Here is a 19070-nt window from a genome sequence, read left to right as displayed (position 1 = left end):
CAAACCGACCGCGCGAAACGCAAAAAAACCGCACGATTCGAATATCGTGCGGCTTTGTTGTGCAGGCATCAGTCGTCTTGTTTGTTTTTCAGGACTTCGCCAGTGGCGGCGTTCAAATCCACGTCCCATTCAACGCCTTTGGTATCTTTCAGTTCGACTTCGTACTCGTAGATAGTGGAGTGTTTGTCCAGGTCGCTGTCGGTAATCGTGGCGCCCGGGTGCAACTTCAGTACGATCTGGTTCAGCTCTTCCAGCGGCTTGATCTTGCCGTCTTTGACCAGCTGAGGGATCTGATCGACTGGAACATCAGCCGCCTGAGCCAGGCCAGCGGTGAGGGTCAGGGCGACAGCGGTGAACAGGGCGGTCAGGGTTTTCATGAAGTTCTTCCTTGGGGGAGCTGTTTAAGTGGGGCCAGATTAGCGGTGGCGACTTAATTCAGCCTTAATTCCCGGAACCGCGCCGTTTGTAAAAGCTTCGCGGGCAAGTCGAATCGTCGCACCGCCGCTCCCACAGGTTTGCGCGAACCTTGTGGGAGCGTGGCTTGCCCGCGATGGCCGCACCACGGTCCCGAATCAATACCCATTGTTCTGCAGCAACTGCGCAACACTAGCCGCCGCCGGGCGCTTGTAGAACTTGAGCAATTCGCTGGCGCGATTAGTGAAGATGCCATCGACACCAGCATCCATGACTTTCTGGTAATCCACCGGATCGTCAATGGTGTAGACGTGCACCAGCAAGCCCTGGTCGTGGGTGTACTGGTTCATCCACGGTTTTACCAGGTCCGAGTAGCTCTGATCGCCACCCTGGGTCAGCGCGGCAGAAGGGCCGGTGCCGATCGCGCCCTGGGCCTTGGCGTAGTCGACCCATCGCTGGAATTCGGCGATGTCCTTCGGTTCCTGTTTGGCATAGTAAGTGGCTTTGTCCTTGTCACCTGACTCAGCAAAGATCACTTTGGATTTAGGCTCGATGCTGCCTTCGCCGACCCACAACAACAGGATCTTCGGCACGTGCGGCATTTCCTTTTCAAGCAGTTCGAGGCTGCTCTTCTCGAACGTTTGCAGCACCACCTTGCCTTTGCCCTGGCCGACAGCCAATTCGCTTTTCGCCAGTTTCGAACCGGCCGGACTCAACCAGCCTCGATCCTGCAATTTATCCTTGAGGTCACGCTCGATGCCGGGAAATTGCTTCGGCTCCTTGGTCTCGATGTACAAGCCGGGCTTGTGCAATGGATTGCCTTGGGCGATGTCGATGATTTCGTCCAGCGTCAGAATTTTCAGACCGGCGTAGGAAGGACGTGCGCGATCCGGGTGAGCGGTATTGAACCAGCTGCCGGCATCCAGGGTTTTGAGTTCGGCAAGGGTGAATTCGTTGGCGGGGCTGTCCTTGCGCTCAGGGAACCGGGTGGCCACATCGGTGGTGCGTTGCAGGTTGTTATCGTGCAGGGCAAACAGCACGCCGTCCTTGCTGCGTTGCAGGTCCATTTCCAGGTAGTCGGCGCCCAGATCGCGGGCCAGTTTGTAGGCCGCTGCGCTGGATTCAGGGGCGTCGAATGACGCGCCGCGGTGAGCGATGACCGCTGGGTGCGGGATGCCCATTGTGGTCGCCAACGCAGTGGGGCTGGGCTCAGTGGCAGCCTGTGCCTGGCCGAGAGTGAGCATCAGGCTCAGTAGCAGGGCGCTCTGGGTGAAGGTAGCCGGCATGGTCGAGATCCTTTCGCTAAGTGTTTTCACAGAGGTCTCTTTTAACAACTGAACGCCGTTGGCGCTATCGCCAGACCGACATTAACCTGTTTAAAGCCCATTTTTTCGGCGCTTTTGTGCGGTTCTTTGCAGTACTCTTGGCCCTGGCAGTTTCCCCGGCAGAGGGAAACCCATTCGCTTGCCCTGCGTGTAAACCATCGATCACCGGTCCTTTACGACCTTTTGTGAGGTTTATATGCGCATCACTTCCGAGCTAATCTGCCAGGCCGCCGACCAACTCAAAGGCTTCGTCGGCCTCAATCGCAAGACCGGCCATTACCTTGTTCGTTTCAGTGAAGATGCCTTCGGCATGGACGTGGCGGACGACGGCATTATTCCTGTGAGCGAGTTTGTCTGGGCGCCGGGGCCGGAACAGACCATGACGCTTAAACGTGAGTTGATTCAGCTGCTGCTGGATCAGAATATTGATGAGCGGATCAACATCACCGGGCCGCTGCGGGTGTATATGAGTCGGCGGGAAGTGCCGGAGATTTCGGCGGTGCGCAGCCTTGTTCAGGGCTGAGTTTTGCGGTGGATACATCGGCCTCTTCGCGAGCAAGCCCGCTCCCACATGGGCCTTGTGATCGACACATAACCCATGTGGGAGCGGGCTTGCTCGCGAAGGCGGCCTCAAGAACACCGCATCATTTACTGTTTGAACGCATACGCCCGCTCAACCTTGCACACCCGCGTATGGCACTTCGCATACCACGTCGATCGCCCACGCTCACGAATCGTGCTGTGCTCGGGATGATGCTTCCACGCCAGGATCGCCGCCTCACTGGTCCAATAGGACACCGTAATCCCGAGCCCATCCTCGCCACGGGCCGACTCCACGCCTAGAAACCCCGGCTGCTCACGCGCCAGTTCCACCATGCGTTCGGCCGCCTCGGCGTAACCCTGGTCACCCTCAGTGCGCAGTGAGGTAAAAATCACGGCGTAGTAAGGTGCTGGCGGTGTTTGAGCGATCATGACTTCTGCCTCGCACACGCCTCGATCAATGCGCGAACCAGTGGCGGCAGAATGCCTTTCAGCGCCGCACGTTCAGGCTGAAACAGCGTAGCGACAAAGAACGGATGACCTTTGAGCTCCACTGCCCGCAAATCCCCCCGCGAATCGTGGCCCACGGCGCACAGCTGCCGGGTCAATAACTCACGTTCAAACGCTGGATTAACCCCGTAGCGGCAGCGATAGCCTTCGACAATCTCGGCGCTTTCGTACGCGTTGGCGATCAACGAGCCTTCAACCAGCTGAATGCTGTCGACGGCTTCTACCAGCGAGCAGCTCAGTGGCGAGAGCAGGGCTCGCGTCGCCTCAGGGTTGGTTTCGCCATGTTCGGCATCTTCCCAACCCAACACGTTTCGAGCGAACTCAAGCACCGCGTGTTGAAACCCGCCACAGGTGCCGAGAAACGGTCGTTGCTGCTCCCGGGCGAAACGAATCGCGCGCAACGCGCCGCCCATGTCGCGATACGGACTGGCGGGCACGCACCAAAAACCGTCGAAGTCATGCAGCGCGGTACTGGCGTTGATGTGGTCAGTGGCCAGCCATTTGAACTGCACGTCCATCTCGGCGTGCTTGGCGGCCATGTCGAGGGCGATGGGGATGGCTTGGTGGGCGGTGACTTGCGGGTCGTAATCACCGATCAGGGCGATGTGAATGGCGTTGGCTTCCATGAATGATCTCGCTGCTTGTTGATTCCTGATACCCACTATAGATTGGCGTTCACGCACTCAATATTGGCGTTATCCCAAGTGATCAATGCAGCGGCGCACTATCGGCTGGACTACCCCGACCTGTCCCTGATCCTCGCATTGGTGCGCGGCGGCTCTCTGGCGCGGGCATCGGCGCTGTTGAAGGTCGACGTCTCGACGGTGTTTCGCGCCGTGCGCCGACTCGAAGCCGCGCTGGGCCAGCAGCTGTTCGAAAAGAGCCGTGCCGGTTATTTGCCGACCACCCTGGCGCAAACCTTGGCCGAACAGGCTGAACGGGCCGAGCAAGCGTTGGATGCGGCGCGCATTGGCGTGGAGCAGGGCGGCGAAGTCATCAGCGGTACCGTGCGCCTGACCTGCACCGATTCAGTCCTGCAAGGCTTGCTCTTACCCGCGCTGGCGCAGTTCATGCCCGGTTATCCGGTGCTGACCCTTGAGTTGAGCACGTCCAACGATTTCGCCAACCTCAGCCGCCGGGATGCGGACATCGCCTTGCGCCTGACCCGCACCCCGCCCGAGCATTTGGTGGGCCGACGTCTGGCCGAGGTTTCCTATCGAGTTTGCGCCAGCGCGGCGTATCTGAAGTCGGTCGAATCTGAGGCGCTGGCCGAACTGACCTGGATCGCCCCGGATGACTTCCTTCCCGATCACCCTACCGTCGCGTGGCGCCGGCAAGCATTGCCGGGGGTGACACCGGCTTATCGCTGTAACAGCATGTTGTCGGTGACCGAATTGGTGCGGGCCGGACTGGGTGTCGCGGCATTGCCGGACTTCCTGATCGGTGGCGAACTGCAGCCATTGAGTGCGCCGTTAGACGGTTACGACACCGCGCTGTGGCTGCTGACCCGCCCGGACTGTCGCGCCTTGCGCTCGGTGGTGACGTTGTTCGATGAGCTCGGGCGCGCGCTGAAGTCGCCTTGAGGCGGATCAGACCTTCGGCTGATCCTTGCCCACAAAGTGCTGATGCATTTCCGACGTCAGGTTTTCGATGCGTTCGGTGAGGGTCTTCGTCAGTTCGGTGAGGCGGGTGTTTTGCTCGAGTAGTTCCAGCAGTTGCGCGGAGTTCTGCGCCGCTTGAGCCTGACGTTCGCTGTTGGCCACGGCCAATGCTTCGCGGTGTTGCGCATCGGCCTCGGACTGCGCTTTGTCCCGCGCCGCTTGACGGGTCTGGGCCAGCAGAATCAGCGGCGCGGCGTAAGCCGATTGCAGGCTGAACGCCAGGTTGAGCAGGATGAACGGGTAGAGGTCGAAGTGGGCCACGCCGAACAGATTGAGGCACACCCATAACACCACGATCAGCGTCTGCGCGCCGAGAAAGGTCGGCGTACCGAAGAACCGCGCAAAGGCTTCTGCGCGCAGGGCAAACTTGTCGTTGCCAAACGTCGGCGCCAGATGAGCGTGAGGGCGATGGAAACGCAGGTGGTCGACAGGGGCGGTGGCTTTTGTTTCGGTGGTCGTGGTGGTCATGGTGCTCTCTGCATAGCGCGGGGACTGAGGCCCACTATAGCCTCAGCGCCAGTTTCATTCTGAAACACATTGCTGTGTGTTTTTTTAGAGCGAACCCGTACGCGGTAAAGCGGCGGACATTGTCATTTATGGCAGCTGGTAGCAGGCCAGAAACATGTCCAGCGCCGACTCCACGACGGTGGTCTGCATTTCGGGCGACAGACCGGGGAGCCCCATGGAAATCTGCGGCCAGAACGCAAAGGATTTGAGCATTCCCTGAACCTGTTGTGCGGCAAATTCCGGATCGATCGGTTTCAGTCGGCCATCGGCCTGAGCGGCGCGAATCCACACGGTTAAACCTTCTTCGCGTTCCCCCATTCGAGCGACCATGTTCTGCGCGCGTTCGGGGGAATGGATGGTGGCAGCGATGGCCACCCGTGCCAGGTCGAGAAAATTGTTATCGCCCAGCATCTGCAATTTCGCCGTCAGCATCAGGCGCATTTGCTCACGCAGGGGCAGGTCAGGGCGGTAGGAGGTTTCCTGTTCGCCTGTCACCCGCGCCCATAACTGATTGAGGATTTCGGCGAATAACTCTTCCTTGCTGGGGAAATGGTTGTACACCGTGCGCTTCGACACGCCGGCCGTTGCGGCGATCTTGTCCATGCTGGTGATGTCGAACCCGTTGGCACGGAATTCGGCAATCGCCGCCTGAATGATGGCTTCGCGTTTTCGGTCGGTGAGGCGCTGTGGAGCTGTCATAAATACGCTTCGGCAGGAGGTCGGGAAAGTTACACTCGGTAGTTTACTTGTGATCGGGTTTGATGCAACCTTGAAACTACACTGTGCAGTGTAATGTTTTGTTAATCCTGCCCAGTGAAAAATAGAATCTCCGGCTGATGCGTGCGTGCTTTGGCCATTTATCGTCCCACCGTGAAAAACCGCAATCTTGCGGTTTTTCTGGAGTCATTCATTCATGGCTACTTCAACTTCCCCAACTGAACCTGAAGCTTCCCGCCAGGTAGAAGGGCACTTCAAAAACCATGTGCCGGTGCAGCGCGAAGGCTTTCGCAAAATGCTGCGCATCATGTGGAACATGATCTTCCACAAACCGCGCAACACCCGCCCGACGGCGCCCGTCCCGGTGCAAACCCTGACCCGCGACGCGTTGATCGCCGCACCCAATCACAGCGTCTACCGCCTCGGCCATTCCACGGTCCTGCTGAAGCTGCGGGACAAATTCTGGATCACCGATCCGGTCTTCGCCGAACGCGCTTCGCCGGTGCAATGGGCCGGCCCCAAACGTTTCCATCAGCCGCCCATCAGCCTCGAAGAATTGCCGCCGATTGAAGCCGTCATCCTTTCCCACGATCACTACGACCACCTCGATTATCAGGCCGTGCTCAAGCTGGCAGACAAGGCCAAGTACTTCCTCACACCGCTGGGCGTGGGCGACACCCTGATCAAGTGGGGTATCGATGCCAGCAAAATCCGCCAACTCGATTGGTGGCAAGGCACCGAGGTCGACGGCATCCAATTCATCGCCACACCGTCGCAACACTTTTCCGGGCGCGGCCTGTTCGATGGCAACAGCACGCTCTGGGCTTCCTGGGTAATGATCGACGGCGACACGCGGATCTTCTTCAGCGGCGACAGCGGCTATTTCGATGGCTTCAAACGCATCGGCGAACAGTACGGCCCCTTCGACCTGACGCTCATGGAAACCGGCGCCTACAACGTTGAATGGCCGCATGTTCATATGCAGCCGGAGCAAACCCTGCAAGCGCACATTGACCTGAAAGGCCGGTGGTTACTGCCGATTCACAACGGCACGTTCGACCTGTCGATGCACGCCTGGTACGAACCGTTCGACCGGATTCTGGCCTTGGCCTGGGAACGGAACGTATCGATTACCACGCCGCAAATGGGTGAAGCGTTTAATGTGATGCATCCGCAGCGTGGGAGCGCCTGGTGGTATGAAGTCGAGCAGCAGGTGTACCAACAGAGTGTTGGCTGAGCGGCTACAGATGGGGGCGAATATTCATACGTGATCCAGCGACAAGTGATGACGGACATTTCCGGCGGCGTCTGTAGTCTGGGAAAACGAGTGAGCTCATTCACTCGCTATCAGTCATCACAAGGATCTTTACCACATGGATGTAACGTTAAACGGCTATGTGCAAACGCCGACAGCCGAATCGGCGCTGGAGTATTTAAGTGTCGATGAAATCAGCCAAAGAATGGAACGCAATCAGCTGAGTGCCGCAGCGCTCGTGCGGCACCTGCTACACCGGGTCGAGGCGCTGGATAAACTGGGGCCGGCGATCAACGCGATCATCGAACTCAACCCCGATGCCTTGGCCATTGCCGAGATGCTCGATCAAGAGCGACAACGAGGACACATCCGGGGACCCCTGCACGGCATTCCCGTATTGCTCAAAGACAATATCGATACCTCCGATCAGATGCAGACCAGCGCCGGTTCGTTGGCCATGGTCGGACAGCCCGCCGCGCAGGATGCCTTCATCGTCCAACAGTTAAGAACGGCCGGTGCGGTGATTCTGGGAAAAACCAACCTCAGTGAATGGGCCAATTTTCGCGATCCTGCCATCCCCGATGGTTGGAGCAGCCGAGGTGGGCAAACCAAAAATCCGCACGTGCTGAGCGAATCGCCACTCGGTTCAAGCTCAGGCTCCGGCGCGGCGGTTGCTGCAGGTTTTGCCCCGCTGGCAGTCGGAACGGAATCCGTCGGCTCGATCATCGCCCCCGCGTCCGTCAATGGCGTGGTGGGCCTCAAGCCTACCGTGGGTTTGCTGAGTCGCAGTGGCATCGTCCCGGTGAGTCACAAAGTCGATACCCCCGGGCCTATGGCGCGCACCGTTCGCGAGGTTGCACTGCTATTGAATGCGATGACGGGCAACGACGACGCCGAACTGATCAAACAACCTCACGCCATCAGTGGTGTGGACTACACGGCACTGCTACTTCCGAACTCATTGGTCGGCAGGCGCATTGGTTATCCGGTCAAGTTCGATACAAGCGACGAGGCTGCACAGAGCGACCCTCAGTTCTCGCGGGCATTGGAAGTGATGCAGGCCGCAGGCGCCACATTGATCCCGGTGGAATTCAATGATCCTGAATCGCAAACGCCAGAGTCCGTAGACCAGGCATTTTCGATGGGGATCAAGCGGCATCTTCCCGACTACCTTGCGACGCGAACCGGTCTTGCAATCCAGAGCCTGGAGGATCTCCTGCAATACAACGAGAACGCTCCCTGCGCCGAGGGTTTTGGGCAAACCACGTTGAGCGCGGCCAGCAACATTGATTTTGACGAGCGTACGTACAACGAGTTGTGGCAAACAATTCAACGTGAAAATGCGGCTGTCATCGACGACTTAGTGGTCACACATCAACTGGATGGCCTTGTGTTGGATGTCGGTTCCCCAGGATTGAACGTCATACCACTGGCGGGCTATCCCGGCATCATGATGCCTTCCGGAATCGACGATTACGGCCTGCCCACCTCGGTGTTGTTCTTCGGCACCCGATGGAGTGAGGCGACGCTTTTGGCATTGGCTTATGGTTATGAACAAGCCTCCCAGGCGCGACGAGTACCTGCGTTCAAGCCATAGTCACTGATGGGGCAGGTCAGGTCGTCGCTCAAACGCTCATCAAGCGTTAGAGCTGCGACCTGTCATGTCACTCAACCATCGCATAATCTGTGCGTCCCACCGGATTTGACGTAGACCCTTTCACACTCATCCCCCGCCCCGGCGCAAACCCCGGGAAGAATACCAACCCCTCCGATTCAAACCGATACGCCAACGTCAGCCGGGTAACATCCGGCACATCACGCTTGGCCTCAAACCGCTCGATCGCGTCGACCGAAACGCCAGACTCCCGGGAAAGCTCATCAACACTCCAACCCAACATCGCCCGTGCCTGGGCGCAATGGGCGGGGGTGAATTGGAAGAGGGCGATACGTTCCAGGGTGATTTTCATCGCATAAGAGGCCATGGTGTTCTCCGGGCTCGAGAGTGCTGATTCAAAATGTACTGTGTTTTTGTACAGTTGTTTTGCGCCCGGATCAAACTCAATTTTTGATTTGTTTTATTTCGCCCCTTCCAACCAGACGGACGGTGCCTGCCCCAGCACACGACGAAACATTGTCGAAAAGGCCGCCGGGCTGTCATAGCCAAAATCCAGCGCAATCCGCGTTACCGGTTCCCCCTCCACCAACCGCGCAAGGGCCAGCACCACGCAAGCGCGCTGGCGCCACTGGCTGAAACTCAAGTCGGTCTGTTGGCGAAACAGGCGATTGAACGTGCGCAAACTGATGTGCAACTGATCAGCCCATTGCTGCGGCGACTGATGTGCATCAGGCCGCTGCAAAAAGCCCTGGCACAGCCCGAGTAGTCGCGCATCGACCGGCAACGGTATGTGCAACGGCAAGTGAGCACTGCGCCCGAGTTCGTGTAGCAGCAAATCAATCAACGCCCCATCGCGCCCGCCCTCGTCGTACGCCAGCGGAATCTCCACCGCCTCCATCAGCAAATGCCGCATCAACGGCGAGACGCTGATCACCTGACAACGACTCCCCAGATCAACCGCCGTCGGCTCGATATACAGGCTGCGCGTGCTCACCCCGAGCATCAACACTTCATGTGCCACCCCCGCCGGAATCCACACCGCCCGCTGCGGCGGCACAACCCAATTGCCATCGTGCGTGCTGACCTGCATCACCCCGGTAGCGCCGTACAACAACTGTGCCCGCCGGTGTGTATGACGGGGCAACACGTGACCGTAGGAATAATCCGTACCGATCGCCACCACCGGCCGTGGCGTGTCATCCAGCAGATCAATCGAAACATTGCGCATCAAGCGGCTTCCAGCAGTTGGCGTAAACGCAAACAATATTGGCTGACTTGCTGAGGCAGGCCAAGCCGCATCGCTCTATCGTCGACCGCTCTCAACCAACGGACGACGCGCGATGCTCTATCTCTTACTGGCACTTTTCGGCTGCATGACCGGCGTCACCGCCGTGCTGTTCGGCTTCGGCGGCGGGTTCGTCGTGGTGCCATTGTTGTACCGCATGCTCATGGCCAGCCACGGTGCAGACGACCCGATAGGTCAATCGGCGATGCACATCGCCGTGGCCACCTCGACCTGCGTGATGATCGTCAACGCGCTGGTCGCCACTGGAAAACATCACCGCGCGGGTAATCTCATTCGCCATTACCTGTGGCCGTTGGGTGGGTTCATTGGGTTGGGGGCAGTGGTCGGCGCCGTGGCCGCGATGCGGGTGAGTGGTGAGGTGATTCGGTATGCCTTCATCGCCTACTTGGGCGTGACCATCGTCGACTGTTTGTTCCGACGCGGATTTCTTACGCAGTCCCACAACGAAATCCCACGTCGATTGGGGAGGGCAGAGGTGTCGGGTGGTGGCGTAGGAATTGGTGCTATCGCTACTTTTCTCGGCGTAGGTGGCAGCGTCATGACCGTGCCATTGTTACGTCGATGCGGGTTGAGCATGTCGCAGGCGACGTCCATGGCTAATCCGTTGAGCCTGCCCGTGGCGCTGGCCGGGACGGTGACTTACATGGCGATGGCGGGGTTTACCGAGTTTGATCTGGGCGCGTGGTTTATCGGGTATGTGGATCTGCTGGCGTTTGCCGTTTTGACGATGGGGTCAATGGTGGGGATTCGATTGGCCGCGCCGTGGATCGGACGGATACCGGATCGATTACACGCTTGGGTCTATATTGGATTGCTTGTGTTGGTGATGATCAGCATGTGCCTGAATTGAATGCCGTCACTTTGCCTCCAACCCCGGTGCTTCCCGAATAATGAAGTGATCCAGGTTCTCGATATTCGCACTGAACACCCCGAACGTCTGCTCGGGGTTTTTCTTGCTCGGCACCTGCTTCAACTCCGGCGTCACACCATAAAAGAAGCAATACAACTCCGCTTCACTCTCGATGGCATGCTTGATCTCTTCCAGAAAAGCTTTGCGCTTGCGGTAGTTCTCGATCAGCTTCTTGCTCAGGTAAACGTTGACCGAATAAGGCTTCTTCTTCGCCTCGTCCGCTTGCTTGAACCAGACCTTCTGTTCGAAATCGATGCGAAAGCTCTGGGTGTAATCCTTGATCTCCTTGATTTTGCCCCAGTAAATCAGCCCCTTGTTGTCCTGCAGATACTCGATCTTCTTGAAGAACGACCCATAAGGCGCCGTGTGCTCGCCAATCTTCAGCGGCATGCGCTTGAGCAGCTCCTTGTCCTCGAAGTTCGACACAAAGCACTCCACCGGGTGGGCGAAGACACTGGTCTTGTCCGGTGCTGATTCACGGCTCGGATGCACTATGTTGCTGGCCGCAGAAGGTGGCGTTGGGGCCTCTTGCATAACATCCGCCGCCACTGCAGCACTCGATGGCTTACGCACATACTGACGCCGAGTCAGCAACAACTCCGACGGGAAATGCTCCTCGCGACTGTCATCCGTTTCCGCACCGTCCGCGTGCGCCTTGAGACTGACATAAGGACAATCCGCCACATGCCGGGTGCTGGGCGTGTTTTTGAAGTGCGGGGTGCGAACGTAATTCACGTTTTTTGCGTTGAACGTTGTCAATACATTCAACCCATCGAACGCCAAGCGGCAGGCATCGTTCGGGCACTGGAAGTGTTCCTTGGCGGAGTCGAACTCCATGGTCTCGTCGAAATTCAAATCGCGCACGTCATAGATCGACAACTTGTCGTCGAGGCTGAGGCAGTAGGCGAGGTCGAATTTCATGGTGGATATGGTCCTTGTAGGAGCGAGCTTGCTCGCGATGTTCGTCAACGATAATGCGGCAAGTCTGACTCCCCGCAGCGTTCCCAGGTTTTTCGCGAGCAAGCTCGCTCCTACAAAATCAGAGCAAGCCTTCGTAGCGCTTGTTTGCGCAAACATAGGCCCTTTGCAGGAGCGAGCTTGCCCGCGACTCCCAGCATCACCGCATTAACCAAACCTGGCACCAGCCTGTGGCGAGGGGCCGCCGTTGGGTTGCAAGGCAACCCAAAAACCAGCAAACACGGTACGTCAGACCAAACGAGTTGTTCACTCGGCGACTGCTTCGCAGTCGAACGGGAGCAAGCTTCCTCGCCACGGTTAGTGTTTAGCTCAGCTACTCATCTTCTAGCCGATTCACCCTCTCATAAAGCGAAGCAGTGAACTCATTCCTATCGCTGGAATAGTGACAGCGACGATGACAGTTCGGGCACAGCGCGACAGCGTTGGTCACCAAATCCGCGCCCTCGTTGACCAGGTGTTTAACGTGGTGGACTTCTAGAAAGTGCAATCCATTTGGCAGCTTGAATGGTGCGTCCTGACCGCAACCTTCGCAAACCCCGTTGGCATTCTTAAGTACCCAGGCCTTGACCAGCGGATCTCGTAAAAATGAAGAGGTCGTTCCGCTGACGCGTTGCGGCCTCTCTATACCGCGAGGGATGCCTACCAACTCGCGCTGCTCAAGCTTCAGAACCTTGGCGTTTAACGCTTGATCATCCGCAGTAGGTGCATAGTCGTCAGGGTTGAAAGCACCTTTTGCAATCATTGCTGCGCGTACGCGCTGGGTTACGCCAGCTCCAAGATGTTTAGCAGGCAGGTATCCAACAATGTAAGGGAGGCACAAATCATGGAGTACGGTGGAAATATTACGCATCCGATACTCGATGGAGACTCTGCTGCGATTAATCAGCACCCCTTCGCGCAAAAGGCGATTCTCATGTGCCTTATTGAGCTTCTGGTCACTTTTCTCAATCGCCAACATCTTCAAGTAGCCTTCGACTGCCGCCTCAAGCTCCTCGTCGCTCCAGTCATTCTTATCTTTTTCGATATCCATACAATCGCCGAGGGTTAGAAACCCTCGGACGATACTGAGTGGCCATTACGACTGTCTACGAAAATTCCTACAGGAAAGACCGACGCATCGCTCAATCGATCCTACAAATGCATCGCTGCACTAACCCGCCGAATGCTTCGAAGACTGAAACACTTCCACAACTTTCCGCCACCAAGGCTTAACCACCGGCACCCGCCGCCGCGTGCGATTGAGCAACAGATAAGGCATGTCTCGTAGCCGAATCCAACCTTCATCCTGCCAATGCAGCAGACTCAACGACATCTCCGGCCAATCCAACAAACTCAACATCGGCCGATCTGAATTTTTCGATAGTCCCGAGTCACGCAGGGCCGGCACCACTTGATGGGTCAACTACTCGCGCAACAACCGATGCCCCGGCGCGTAGTGATAGACCAGCAATGCATACGCTCCGGACTCACTAAGCATCAACCGTTTCTCCGGTTGGCCGTGATATTCAATCAACAACGTATGTCGCTGATCCTCGTCCAGCTTACTAACCACACGATCGTTCAGATGGACGCCCATTAAGCGACCGAGATCGCGCGCGCAAAACCAAGGTTGATTTTCCAGGAGGAGGGCATGGAGATGGATATTGTGGCGTGTGAAGAGTTTCGGAATGAACGGATCTGGCATGACCGAAACGGAGGGAGAGTCAAGCAGGCTTTGTGTCGGCATATCCAGTACCTCTACGTGTGAGTTTTGAGAGGGCCAGAACCCGACGTAGAGGATTTAAGAACCCCAACAAGCAGTCTCTTTCAAACACAAGTTTGCGCATATGTCTTTGAGACAAGTGCGATTCTGTGTGAGGAAAGTAGCTTCTACGTTGGGCGTTTCTTAGGCACCTGAAATGGAGCTTAGAGGTGCTTTGAGCAGGCATCAATGCGGAAGCAGCTGTAAGTTTTGTAGGAATTTTGGCGTCGTCGCGTAGGCAAAAAAATGGTTATTCATTCACCAATAAAAAAGCCCCGATCAGATCGGGGCTTTTGCTTTTTTGATTCGTCGATTCAGATTGCAATCGTCAAATCGAGATGAACTCGGGAATCAATCCCAGCTCAACGCCCCACCAGTCTGATACTCAATAACCCGAGTCTCAAAGAAATTCTTCTCTTTCTTCAAGTCCATAATCTCGCTCATCCAAGGGAACGGATTCGTAGTCCCCGGATACTCTTCCTTCAAACCAATCTGGCTCAAACGACGGTTAGCAATAAACTTCAGATAATCCTCCATCATCGCCGCATTCATACCCAACACCCCGCGAGGCATGGTATCCCGAGCGTATTCAATCTCCAGCTGAGTCCCCTGCAGAATCATCTGGCTCGCTTCTTCCTTCATCTCAGCATCCCACAAATGCGGGTTTTCGATTTTGATCTGGTTGATCACGTCGATGCCGAAGTTCAGGTGCATGGATTCGTCGCGCAGGATGTATTGGAACTGCTCGGCGACGCCGGTCATTTTGTTGCGGCGGCCCATGGAGAGGATCTGGGTGAAGCCGCAGTAGAAGAAGATGCCTTCCAGAACGCAGTAGTAGGCGATCAGGTTGCGCAGCAGTTCTTTGTCGGTTTCGACGGTGCCGGTTTCGAACTTCGGATCGGAGATCGAGCGGGTGTATTTGAGGCCCCAGGTGGCTTTTTTCGCGACCGATGGGATCTCGTGGTACATGTTGAAGATCTCGCCTTCATCCATGGCCAACGATTCGATGCAGTACTGGTAGGCGTGGGTGTGGATCGCCTCTTCGAACGCCTGGCGCAGGATGTACTGGCGGCATTCCGGGTTGGTGATCAGGCGGTACACGGCCAGGACCAGGTTGTTGGCAACCAGGGAGTCGGCGGTGGAGAAGAAGCCGAGGTTGCGCATGACGATGCGGCGCTCGTCGTCGGTCAGGCCTTCCGGGTCTTTCCAGAGGGCGATGTCGGCGGTCATGTTGACTTCTTGCGGCATCCAGTGGTTTGCGCAACCGTCCAGGTATTTCTGCCAGGCCCAGTCGTACTTGAACGGTACGAGTTGGTTGAGGTCGGCGCGGCAGTTGATCATGCGCTTTTCGTCGACGGCAACACGGGCGGAGGCGCCTTCGAGTTCGGCGAGGCCTTCGGCGACGTCGAGGGTGTCCAGTGCAGCTTTGGCACGGGCGATAGCAGCGGAGTCGGACGCGGTGACAGCGCGAGCTTCCTGAGCGGCAACACCACCAGCGGTGTCGAGGCGGTCCATGTTGGCTTCAGTAGCGTGGCCGGCGTTGGCGCCTTTTACCACAGCTTCGCCGCTGTCTTCTTTGTCGAATTCGTCCCAGCTCAGCATGACGTGTCGTCTCCTGCGTGAGGGCCAGATGCCCGTGTGAAAATGGATAGTTGGTTTTTCACACGACTGTTCTGGCCGCGTTGGATCTAAAGGAAATCGTTTTTTGCAGCAGTACAACGCAGGCAATAAACAGAATTTTGTACGGGTGTTCCGAAGCCACTGATGGGCGCAGAAAACGTGAACAGCTTCTGCGTGGACTTCAGATTGGCGTGATCCCCTGTAAGGGAATATTGCAGGCCCGATTTACGGCGCATTATAGGGAAAAAAACAGGCGCGTGGTGGGACGAAGTGGCGCTGAGAACAGTCGGCGGGAGAGGTTTTTCGGTTGGAGCGAGGGTTTACAGGGCTTTGGCTGGATATCACGGGGGCAGATTTTTTTTCTTAAATTTTGGCTGGCGATTTTTTTTGTTCAGAAAATAGTCAAAAACCGCGTTTTTCACTACATCTTGTGTTTTGAGTCGGTTTTCCATGGCTCCAGACACAACTACGCCCGACCGAAGTCGGGCCGTAAAGTCACGCTCGATGATCAGCTGAGACGAGCCGCACCGACATGGTCTGCACCATCGGCAGCGACCTTGGCTGCACCGGTGTGATCCGAGCCGTCAGCAGCGACTTTAGCGGCGCCGATACGATCAAAACCGTCAGAAGCGAGTTTGGCAGCGCCCGTGTGATCGGAACCATCGGCAGCGAAGGACGCCGAACCGGTGTGGTCATAACCGTCAGCAGCGACAGCCGCGTCGGAGGTAAAAGCAGCCGAACCCGTGCGGTCGTAACCATCGGCGGCGAAGGTGTTGGCGGCCAGCACAGACAGGGTCAGGGCGAGAATCAGTTGGGTTTTCATGGTAATGCTCCAGGTTCGTTGGCGTTTTTGCTTTGGCGTGGAATTCATATTACGCCGACTAATTCGATTGAAAAGTTCAAATAAACGCTTTAATAAATCGTATTAATCGATATATCTGGTTCGGCGCTTCAACTGCCTGAACAGCGGGCGGATGGGTCGAACCTTTGGGGGGAAGTGAAAGCGGGTGATCAGCCGCTGGAGCAGCCGTTACCCATGACGCTGTAGCGCAGAATGTGGCGTTGACCTTTGGAGTCGTCGTATTCCATTTTCACCGGAACAACTTCGCAAACATTCGGGACTTCGCTCATGGAGACAACTTTGGCGATGTCCAGGTGAGTGGAGTAAGTGTATTCCTCAACTACCGGTTGCTGCTGTGCGACATCAGTCGGGACCTCGTCTGCCATGGCGGTTGCGCACAGGCTGCTGAGGGCCAGAACCAATAAAGCTTTCATTTCAAATTTACCTTTTAGAGGTCGAATGGGGTCACGCAACCTTTTTGGGGTTGCGTGTGGAGCTTTATTAAAGAGTCTTGGATTAACTGCCTTCGTGGGGGCTGCAACTTGGTTAATCACTGTGCCTTGTTGGCGAGGCTGATTTTAGGCGTGGGGTTCGGATTCATATAGGCGTGCTTTTGATAAACACCTTTGACGAATCTTGTAACAATCCCTGAATACCTTTGTAGGAGCGAGCTTGCTCGCGATGATCGTGAACGATAACGCGCCACATCTGACACGCCATGGTGGTCTCAGGTTTATCGCGAGCAAGCTCGCTCCTACAAGGGGGGGCGTGATGTTTGGGACGGGCGTTCCGGACATTTTGTAGGGGCTTGTTACTACCATCGTCGAATGGTTCTATAGGCCCGGCCCGGCTACAACGGGGTTATACAAAAACAACTATTCCACCGAGGTAAGAAAGATGAGTGCGGCTTCTCTGTATCCCGTTCGTCCCGAGGTTCTGGCCAACACGCTGACTGACGAGGCGACCTACAAGGCCATGTACCAGCAGTCCGTCGTCAACCCGGACGGTTTCTGGCGCGAACAAGCCAAGCGCCTCGACTGGATCAAGCCTTTCACCACGGTGAAGCAGACGTCCTTCGACGATCACCATGTCGACATCAAATGGTTCGCCGACGGTACCCTGAACGTTTCCTACAACTGCCTCGACCGTCATCTGGCCGAGCGCGGCGATCAAGTCGCGATCATTTGGGAAGGGGATGACCCTGCCGAGAGCCGCAACATCACCTACCGCGAGCTGCACGAACAAGTCTGCAAGTTCGCCAACGCCTTGCGCGGCCAGGATGTGCACCGCGGCGATGTGGTGACTATCTATATGCCGATGATCCCCGAAGCTGTGGTCGCCATGCTGGCGTGTACCCGGATCGGCGCGATTCACTCGGTGGTGTTTGGTGGTTTCTCGCCGGAAGCCCTGGCGGGCCGGATCATCGACTGCAAATCCAAAGTGGTGATCACTGCTGACGAAGGCCTGCGTGCCGGCAAGAAGATCCCGCTCAAGACCAACGTCGATGACGCGCTGACCAACCCGGAAACCAGCAGCATTCAGAAAGTCATTGTGTGCAAGCGCACCGGTGGCGACATCAAGTGGAACCAGCATCGCGACATCTGGTACGAAGACCTGATGAAAGTGGCGGGCAGTGTCTGCGCGCCGAAAGAGATGGGCGCCGAAGAAGCACTGTTCATCCTTTACACCTCCGGTTCGACCGGAAAGCCAAAGGGCGTGCAGCACACGACTGCCGGTTATCTGCTGTACGCGGCGATGACCCACGAACGCGTGTTCGACTATCGTCCGGGCGAAATCTATTGGTGCACCGCCGACGTCGGCTGGGTCACTGGCCACACCTATATTGTCTATGGCCCGCTGGCCAATGGCGCGACCACCTTGCTGTTCGAAGGCGTGCCGAACTACCCGGATATCACGCGGGTGGCGAAGATCGTCGACAAGCACAAGGTCAACATCCTCTACACCGCTCCGACCGCAATCCGCGCGATGATGGCGTCGGGCAAAGCCGCTGTTGAAGGTGCTGATGGCAGCAGTCTGCGTCTGTTGGGTTCGGTCGGTGAGCCGATCAACCCGGAAGCGTGGGATTGGTACTACAAGAACGTCGGCCAGTCCCGTTGCCCGATCGTCGATACCTGGTGGCAAACCGAGACCGGTGCCACGCTGATGAGCCCGTTGCCGGGTGCTCACGCGCTCAAGCCGGGTTCGGCGGCACGTCCGTTCTTCGGTGTGGTGCCGGCGCTGGTGGATAACCTGGGCAACATCATCGAGGGCGTTGCCGAGGGCAACCTGGTGATTCTCGATTCGTGGCCAGGCCAGGCGCGCACGCTGTATGGCGATCATGACCGCTTCGTTGATACCTACTTCAAGACCTTCCGTGGCATGTACTTCACCGGCGACGGCGCCCGTCGCGACGAAGACGGTTACTACTGGATCACCGGTCGCGTGGACGACGTGCTCAACGTTTCCGGTCACCGCATGGGCACCGCCGAAATCGAAAGTGCGATGGTCGCTCACCCGAAAGTTGCCGAGGCAGCGGTGGTCGGTGTGCCGCACGACATCAAGGGGCAGGGCATTTATGTTTACGTCACCCTGAACGGTGGTGAGGAGCCGACCGAGCAATTGCGCCTGGAATTGAAAAACTGGGTGCGCAAAGAGATCGGCCCGATTGCTTCGCCCGATGTCATTCAATGGGCCCCGGGCTTGCCGAAAACCCGCTCGGGCAAAATCATGCGCCGGATTCTGCGCAAGATTGCGACCGCTGAATACGATGGGTTGGGCGATATCTCCACCCTGGCGGATCCGGGTGTGGTGCAGCATTTGATTGATACGCACAAGACCATGAACGTTGCGTAACTAGCGGTTCTTGAGTCATCGAAGCCCCGCCAGGTGGTGAGCCTGGTGGGGCTTTTTGTTGTTGAAAATCAAAAGATCGCAGCCTTCGGCAGCTCCTACAGGGGAATGCGATCCATGTAGGAGCTGCCGAAGGCTGCGATCTTTTGATGTTGATCTTCAACCAATATTTATCGATCTAGCCTGTAGGCCTTTTCCCACTGTTACCTGCCCCAGCTCAAGTAACTGAATGTGTAACCGCTCGCTCGGATACGGGGCATTGGGAAACGCAACGTCCTGC

The 19070-nt window shown here is 57.0% G+C and carries 19 protein-coding genes and 1 pseudogene; 6 read left to right on the top strand and 14 right to left on the bottom strand.

Features of this window, described 5'->3' with window-relative positions; translation table 11 throughout:
• Positions 1-68: 68 nt before the first annotated feature.
• Positions 69-377, bottom strand: coding sequence for a PepSY domain-containing protein (locus JFU37_RS27260; protein ID WP_201120127.1), 309 nt, complete (start codon positions 375-377; stop codon positions 69-71).
• Positions 378-572: 195 nt separating this feature from the next.
• Complete coding sequence (locus tag JFU37_RS27255) at positions 573-1700, bottom strand: glycerophosphodiester phosphodiesterase (RefSeq protein ID WP_201120126.1); 1128 nt, start codon at positions 1698-1700, stop codon at positions 573-575.
• A 235-nt stretch (positions 1701-1935) separates the two neighbouring features.
• Here JFU37_RS27255 and JFU37_RS27250 point away from each other — a divergent pair, with 235 nt between their 5' ends.
• Positions 1936-2262 (top strand): DUF2025 family protein, encoded by a 327-nt coding sequence (locus JFU37_RS27250; protein ID WP_201120125.1) that lies wholly within the window; start codon positions 1936-1938, stop codon positions 2260-2262.
• 125 nt (positions 2263-2387) lie between these two features.
• Here the strand turns inward: JFU37_RS27250 and JFU37_RS27245 are convergent, their stop codons facing one another.
• The gene (locus JFU37_RS27245; protein ID WP_201120124.1) at positions 2388-2711 is read right to left on the bottom strand and encodes an antibiotic biosynthesis monooxygenase family protein; all 324 of its coding nucleotides are present in this window, start codon (positions 2709-2711) and stop codon (positions 2388-2390) included.
• Positions 2708-3415 (bottom strand): CTP synthase C-terminal region-related (seleno)protein, encoded by a 708-nt coding sequence (locus JFU37_RS27240; RefSeq protein WP_201120123.1) that lies wholly within the window; start codon positions 3413-3415, stop codon positions 2708-2710. Before JFU37_RS27240 ends, JFU37_RS27245 begins: the two co-directional genes overlap by 4 nt.
• 15 nt (positions 3416-3430) lie before the next feature.
• Here JFU37_RS27240 and JFU37_RS27235 point away from each other — a divergent pair, with 15 nt between their 5' ends.
• Complete coding sequence (locus tag JFU37_RS27235) at positions 3431-4372, top strand: LysR family transcriptional regulator (RefSeq protein WP_201120122.1); 942 nt, start codon at positions 3431-3433, stop codon at positions 4370-4372.
• A 6-nt stretch (positions 4373-4378) separates the two neighbouring features.
• Here the strand turns inward: JFU37_RS27235 and JFU37_RS27230 are convergent, their stop codons facing one another.
• Positions 4379-4918 carry a DUF1003 domain-containing protein gene (locus JFU37_RS27230; RefSeq protein ID WP_201120121.1) on the bottom strand — a complete coding sequence of 180 codons (540 nt, stop codon included), beginning with the start codon at positions 4916-4918 and terminating at the stop codon, positions 4379-4381.
• A gap of 126 nt (positions 4919-5044) precedes the next feature.
• A complete protein-coding gene (locus JFU37_RS27225) occupies positions 5045-5656 on the bottom strand; it encodes a TetR/AcrR family transcriptional regulator (protein WP_201120120.1) in 612 nt (203 codons plus the stop codon).
• Between the two features lie 214 nt (positions 5657-5870).
• Here JFU37_RS27225 and JFU37_RS27220 point away from each other — a divergent pair, with 214 nt between their 5' ends.
• Both JFU37_RS27220 and JFU37_RS27215 read left to right on the top strand, forming a co-directional pair.
• On the top strand, positions 5871-6911 hold the full coding sequence (locus JFU37_RS27220) for an MBL fold metallo-hydrolase (RefSeq protein ID WP_201120119.1): 1041 nt from the start codon (positions 5871-5873) through the stop codon (positions 6909-6911).
• A gap of 160 nt (positions 6912-7071) precedes the next feature.
• Positions 7072-8526, top strand: a complete 1455-nt coding sequence (locus tag JFU37_RS27215; RefSeq protein ID WP_342214995.1) for an amidase family protein — start codon at positions 7072-7074, stop codon at positions 8524-8526.
• 67 nt (positions 8527-8593) lie between these two features.
• On the opposite strand, the gene JFU37_RS27210 is transcribed toward JFU37_RS27215, so the two are convergent.
• Both JFU37_RS27210 and JFU37_RS27205 read right to left on the bottom strand, forming a co-directional pair.
• On the bottom strand, positions 8594-8911 hold the full coding sequence (locus JFU37_RS27210) for a helix-turn-helix domain-containing protein (protein WP_201120118.1): 318 nt from the start codon (positions 8909-8911) through the stop codon (positions 8594-8596).
• Between the two features lie 93 nt (positions 8912-9004).
• Positions 9005-9772 (bottom strand): AraC family transcriptional regulator, encoded by a 768-nt coding sequence (locus JFU37_RS27205; RefSeq protein WP_201120117.1) that lies wholly within the window; start codon positions 9770-9772, stop codon positions 9005-9007.
• Between the two features lie 112 nt (positions 9773-9884).
• On the opposite strand from JFU37_RS27205, the gene JFU37_RS27200 reads away from it, so the two are divergent.
• A complete protein-coding gene (locus JFU37_RS27200; RefSeq protein WP_201120116.1) occupies positions 9885-10700 on the top strand; it encodes a sulfite exporter TauE/SafE family protein in 816 nt (271 codons plus the stop codon).
• A 6-nt stretch (positions 10701-10706) separates the two neighbouring features.
• On the opposite strand, the gene JFU37_RS27195 is transcribed toward JFU37_RS27200, so the two are convergent.
• From JFU37_RS27195 to JFU37_RS27170, 6 genes and pseudogenes are all read right to left on the bottom strand, one after another.
• Positions 10707-11681 carry a hypothetical protein gene (locus JFU37_RS27195; protein ID WP_201120115.1) on the bottom strand — a complete coding sequence of 325 codons (975 nt, stop codon included), beginning with the start codon at positions 11679-11681 and terminating at the stop codon, positions 10707-10709.
• A 370-nt stretch (positions 11682-12051) separates the two neighbouring features.
• Positions 12052-12768, bottom strand: a complete 717-nt coding sequence (locus tag JFU37_RS27190; RefSeq protein ID WP_201120114.1) for an HNH endonuclease — start codon at positions 12766-12768, stop codon at positions 12052-12054.
• Between the two features lie 120 nt (positions 12769-12888).
• Positions 12889-13422: pseudogene (locus JFU37_RS27185) on the bottom strand (BRO-N domain-containing protein).
• Between the two features lie 408 nt (positions 13423-13830).
• A complete protein-coding gene (locus JFU37_RS27180; RefSeq protein WP_201120113.1) occupies positions 13831-15081 on the bottom strand; it encodes a ribonucleotide-diphosphate reductase subunit beta in 1251 nt (416 codons plus the stop codon).
• Positions 15082-15607: 526 nt separating this feature from the next.
• A complete protein-coding gene (locus tag JFU37_RS27175) occupies positions 15608-15922 on the bottom strand; it encodes a hypothetical protein (RefSeq protein WP_201120112.1) in 315 nt (104 codons plus the stop codon).
• Positions 15923-16110: 188 nt separating this feature from the next.
• On the bottom strand, positions 16111-16374 hold the full coding sequence (locus JFU37_RS27170) for a DUF2790 domain-containing protein (RefSeq protein WP_201120111.1): 264 nt from the start codon (positions 16372-16374) through the stop codon (positions 16111-16113).
• Positions 16375-16837: 463 nt separating this feature from the next.
• On the opposite strand from JFU37_RS27170, the gene acs reads away from it, so the two are divergent.
• Complete coding sequence (acs, locus tag JFU37_RS27165) at positions 16838-18793, top strand: acetate--CoA ligase (protein WP_201120110.1); 1956 nt, start codon at positions 16838-16840, stop codon at positions 18791-18793.
• Positions 18794-19070 lie beyond the last annotated feature (277 nt).

Origin of the sequence: Pseudomonas sp. TH41 (assembly GCF_016650695.1) — a bacterium.
In the GTDB taxonomy this organism is placed as follows: domain Bacteria; phylum Pseudomonadota; class Gammaproteobacteria; order Pseudomonadales; family Pseudomonadaceae; genus Aquipseudomonas.
This window is presented reverse-complemented; position numbering and strand designations above follow the sequence as displayed.

Excerpts from the sequence above, each read along its gene's own strand:
- JFU37_RS27260 (WP_201120127.1), bottom strand. The coding sequence starts at position 377 with ATGAAAACCCTGACCGCCCTGTTCACCGCTGTCGCCCTGACCCTCACC.
- JFU37_RS27255 (WP_201120126.1), bottom strand. The coding sequence starts at position 1,700 with ATGCCGGCTACCTTCACCCAGAGCGCCCTGCTACTGAGCCTGATGCTC.
- JFU37_RS27250 (WP_201120125.1), top strand. The coding sequence starts at position 1,936 with ATGCGCATCACTTCCGAGCTAATCTGCCAGGCCGCCGACCAACTCAAA.
- JFU37_RS27245 (WP_201120124.1), bottom strand. The coding sequence starts at position 2,711 with ATGATCGCTCAAACACCGCCAGCACCTTACTACGCCGTGATTTTTACC.
- JFU37_RS27240 (WP_201120123.1), bottom strand. The coding sequence starts at position 3,415 with ATGGAAGCCAACGCCATTCACATCGCCCTGATCGGTGATTACGACCCG.
- JFU37_RS27230 (WP_201120121.1), bottom strand. The coding sequence starts at position 4,918 with ATGACCACCACGACCACCGAAACAAAAGCCACCGCCCCTGTCGACCAC.
- JFU37_RS27225 (WP_201120120.1), bottom strand. The coding sequence starts at position 5,656 with ATGACAGCTCCACAGCGCCTCACCGACCGAAAACGCGAAGCCATCATT.
- JFU37_RS27220 (WP_201120119.1), top strand. The coding sequence starts at position 5,871 with ATGGCTACTTCAACTTCCCCAACTGAACCTGAAGCTTCCCGCCAGGTA.
- JFU37_RS27210 (WP_201120118.1), bottom strand. The coding sequence starts at position 8,911 with ATGGCCTCTTATGCGATGAAAATCACCCTGGAACGTATCGCCCTCTTC.
- JFU37_RS27205 (WP_201120117.1), bottom strand. The coding sequence starts at position 9,772 with ATGCGCAATGTTTCGATTGATCTGCTGGATGACACGCCACGGCCGGTG.
- JFU37_RS27200 (WP_201120116.1), top strand. The coding sequence starts at position 9,885 with ATGCTCTATCTCTTACTGGCACTTTTCGGCTGCATGACCGGCGTCACC.
- JFU37_RS27195 (WP_201120115.1), bottom strand. The coding sequence starts at position 11,681 with ATGAAATTCGACCTCGCCTACTGCCTCAGCCTCGACGACAAGTTGTCG.
- JFU37_RS27190 (WP_201120114.1), bottom strand. The coding sequence starts at position 12,768 with ATGGATATCGAAAAAGATAAGAATGACTGGAGCGACGAGGAGCTTGAG.
- JFU37_RS27180 (WP_201120113.1), bottom strand. The coding sequence starts at position 15,081 with ATGCTGAGCTGGGACGAATTCGACAAAGAAGACAGCGGCGAAGCTGTG.
- JFU37_RS27175 (WP_201120112.1), bottom strand. The coding sequence starts at position 15,922 with ATGAAAACCCAACTGATTCTCGCCCTGACCCTGTCTGTGCTGGCCGCC.
- JFU37_RS27170 (WP_201120111.1), bottom strand. The coding sequence starts at position 16,374 with ATGAAAGCTTTATTGGTTCTGGCCCTCAGCAGCCTGTGCGCAACCGCC.
- acs (WP_201120110.1), top strand. The coding sequence starts at position 16,838 with ATGAGTGCGGCTTCTCTGTATCCCGTTCGTCCCGAGGTTCTGGCCAAC.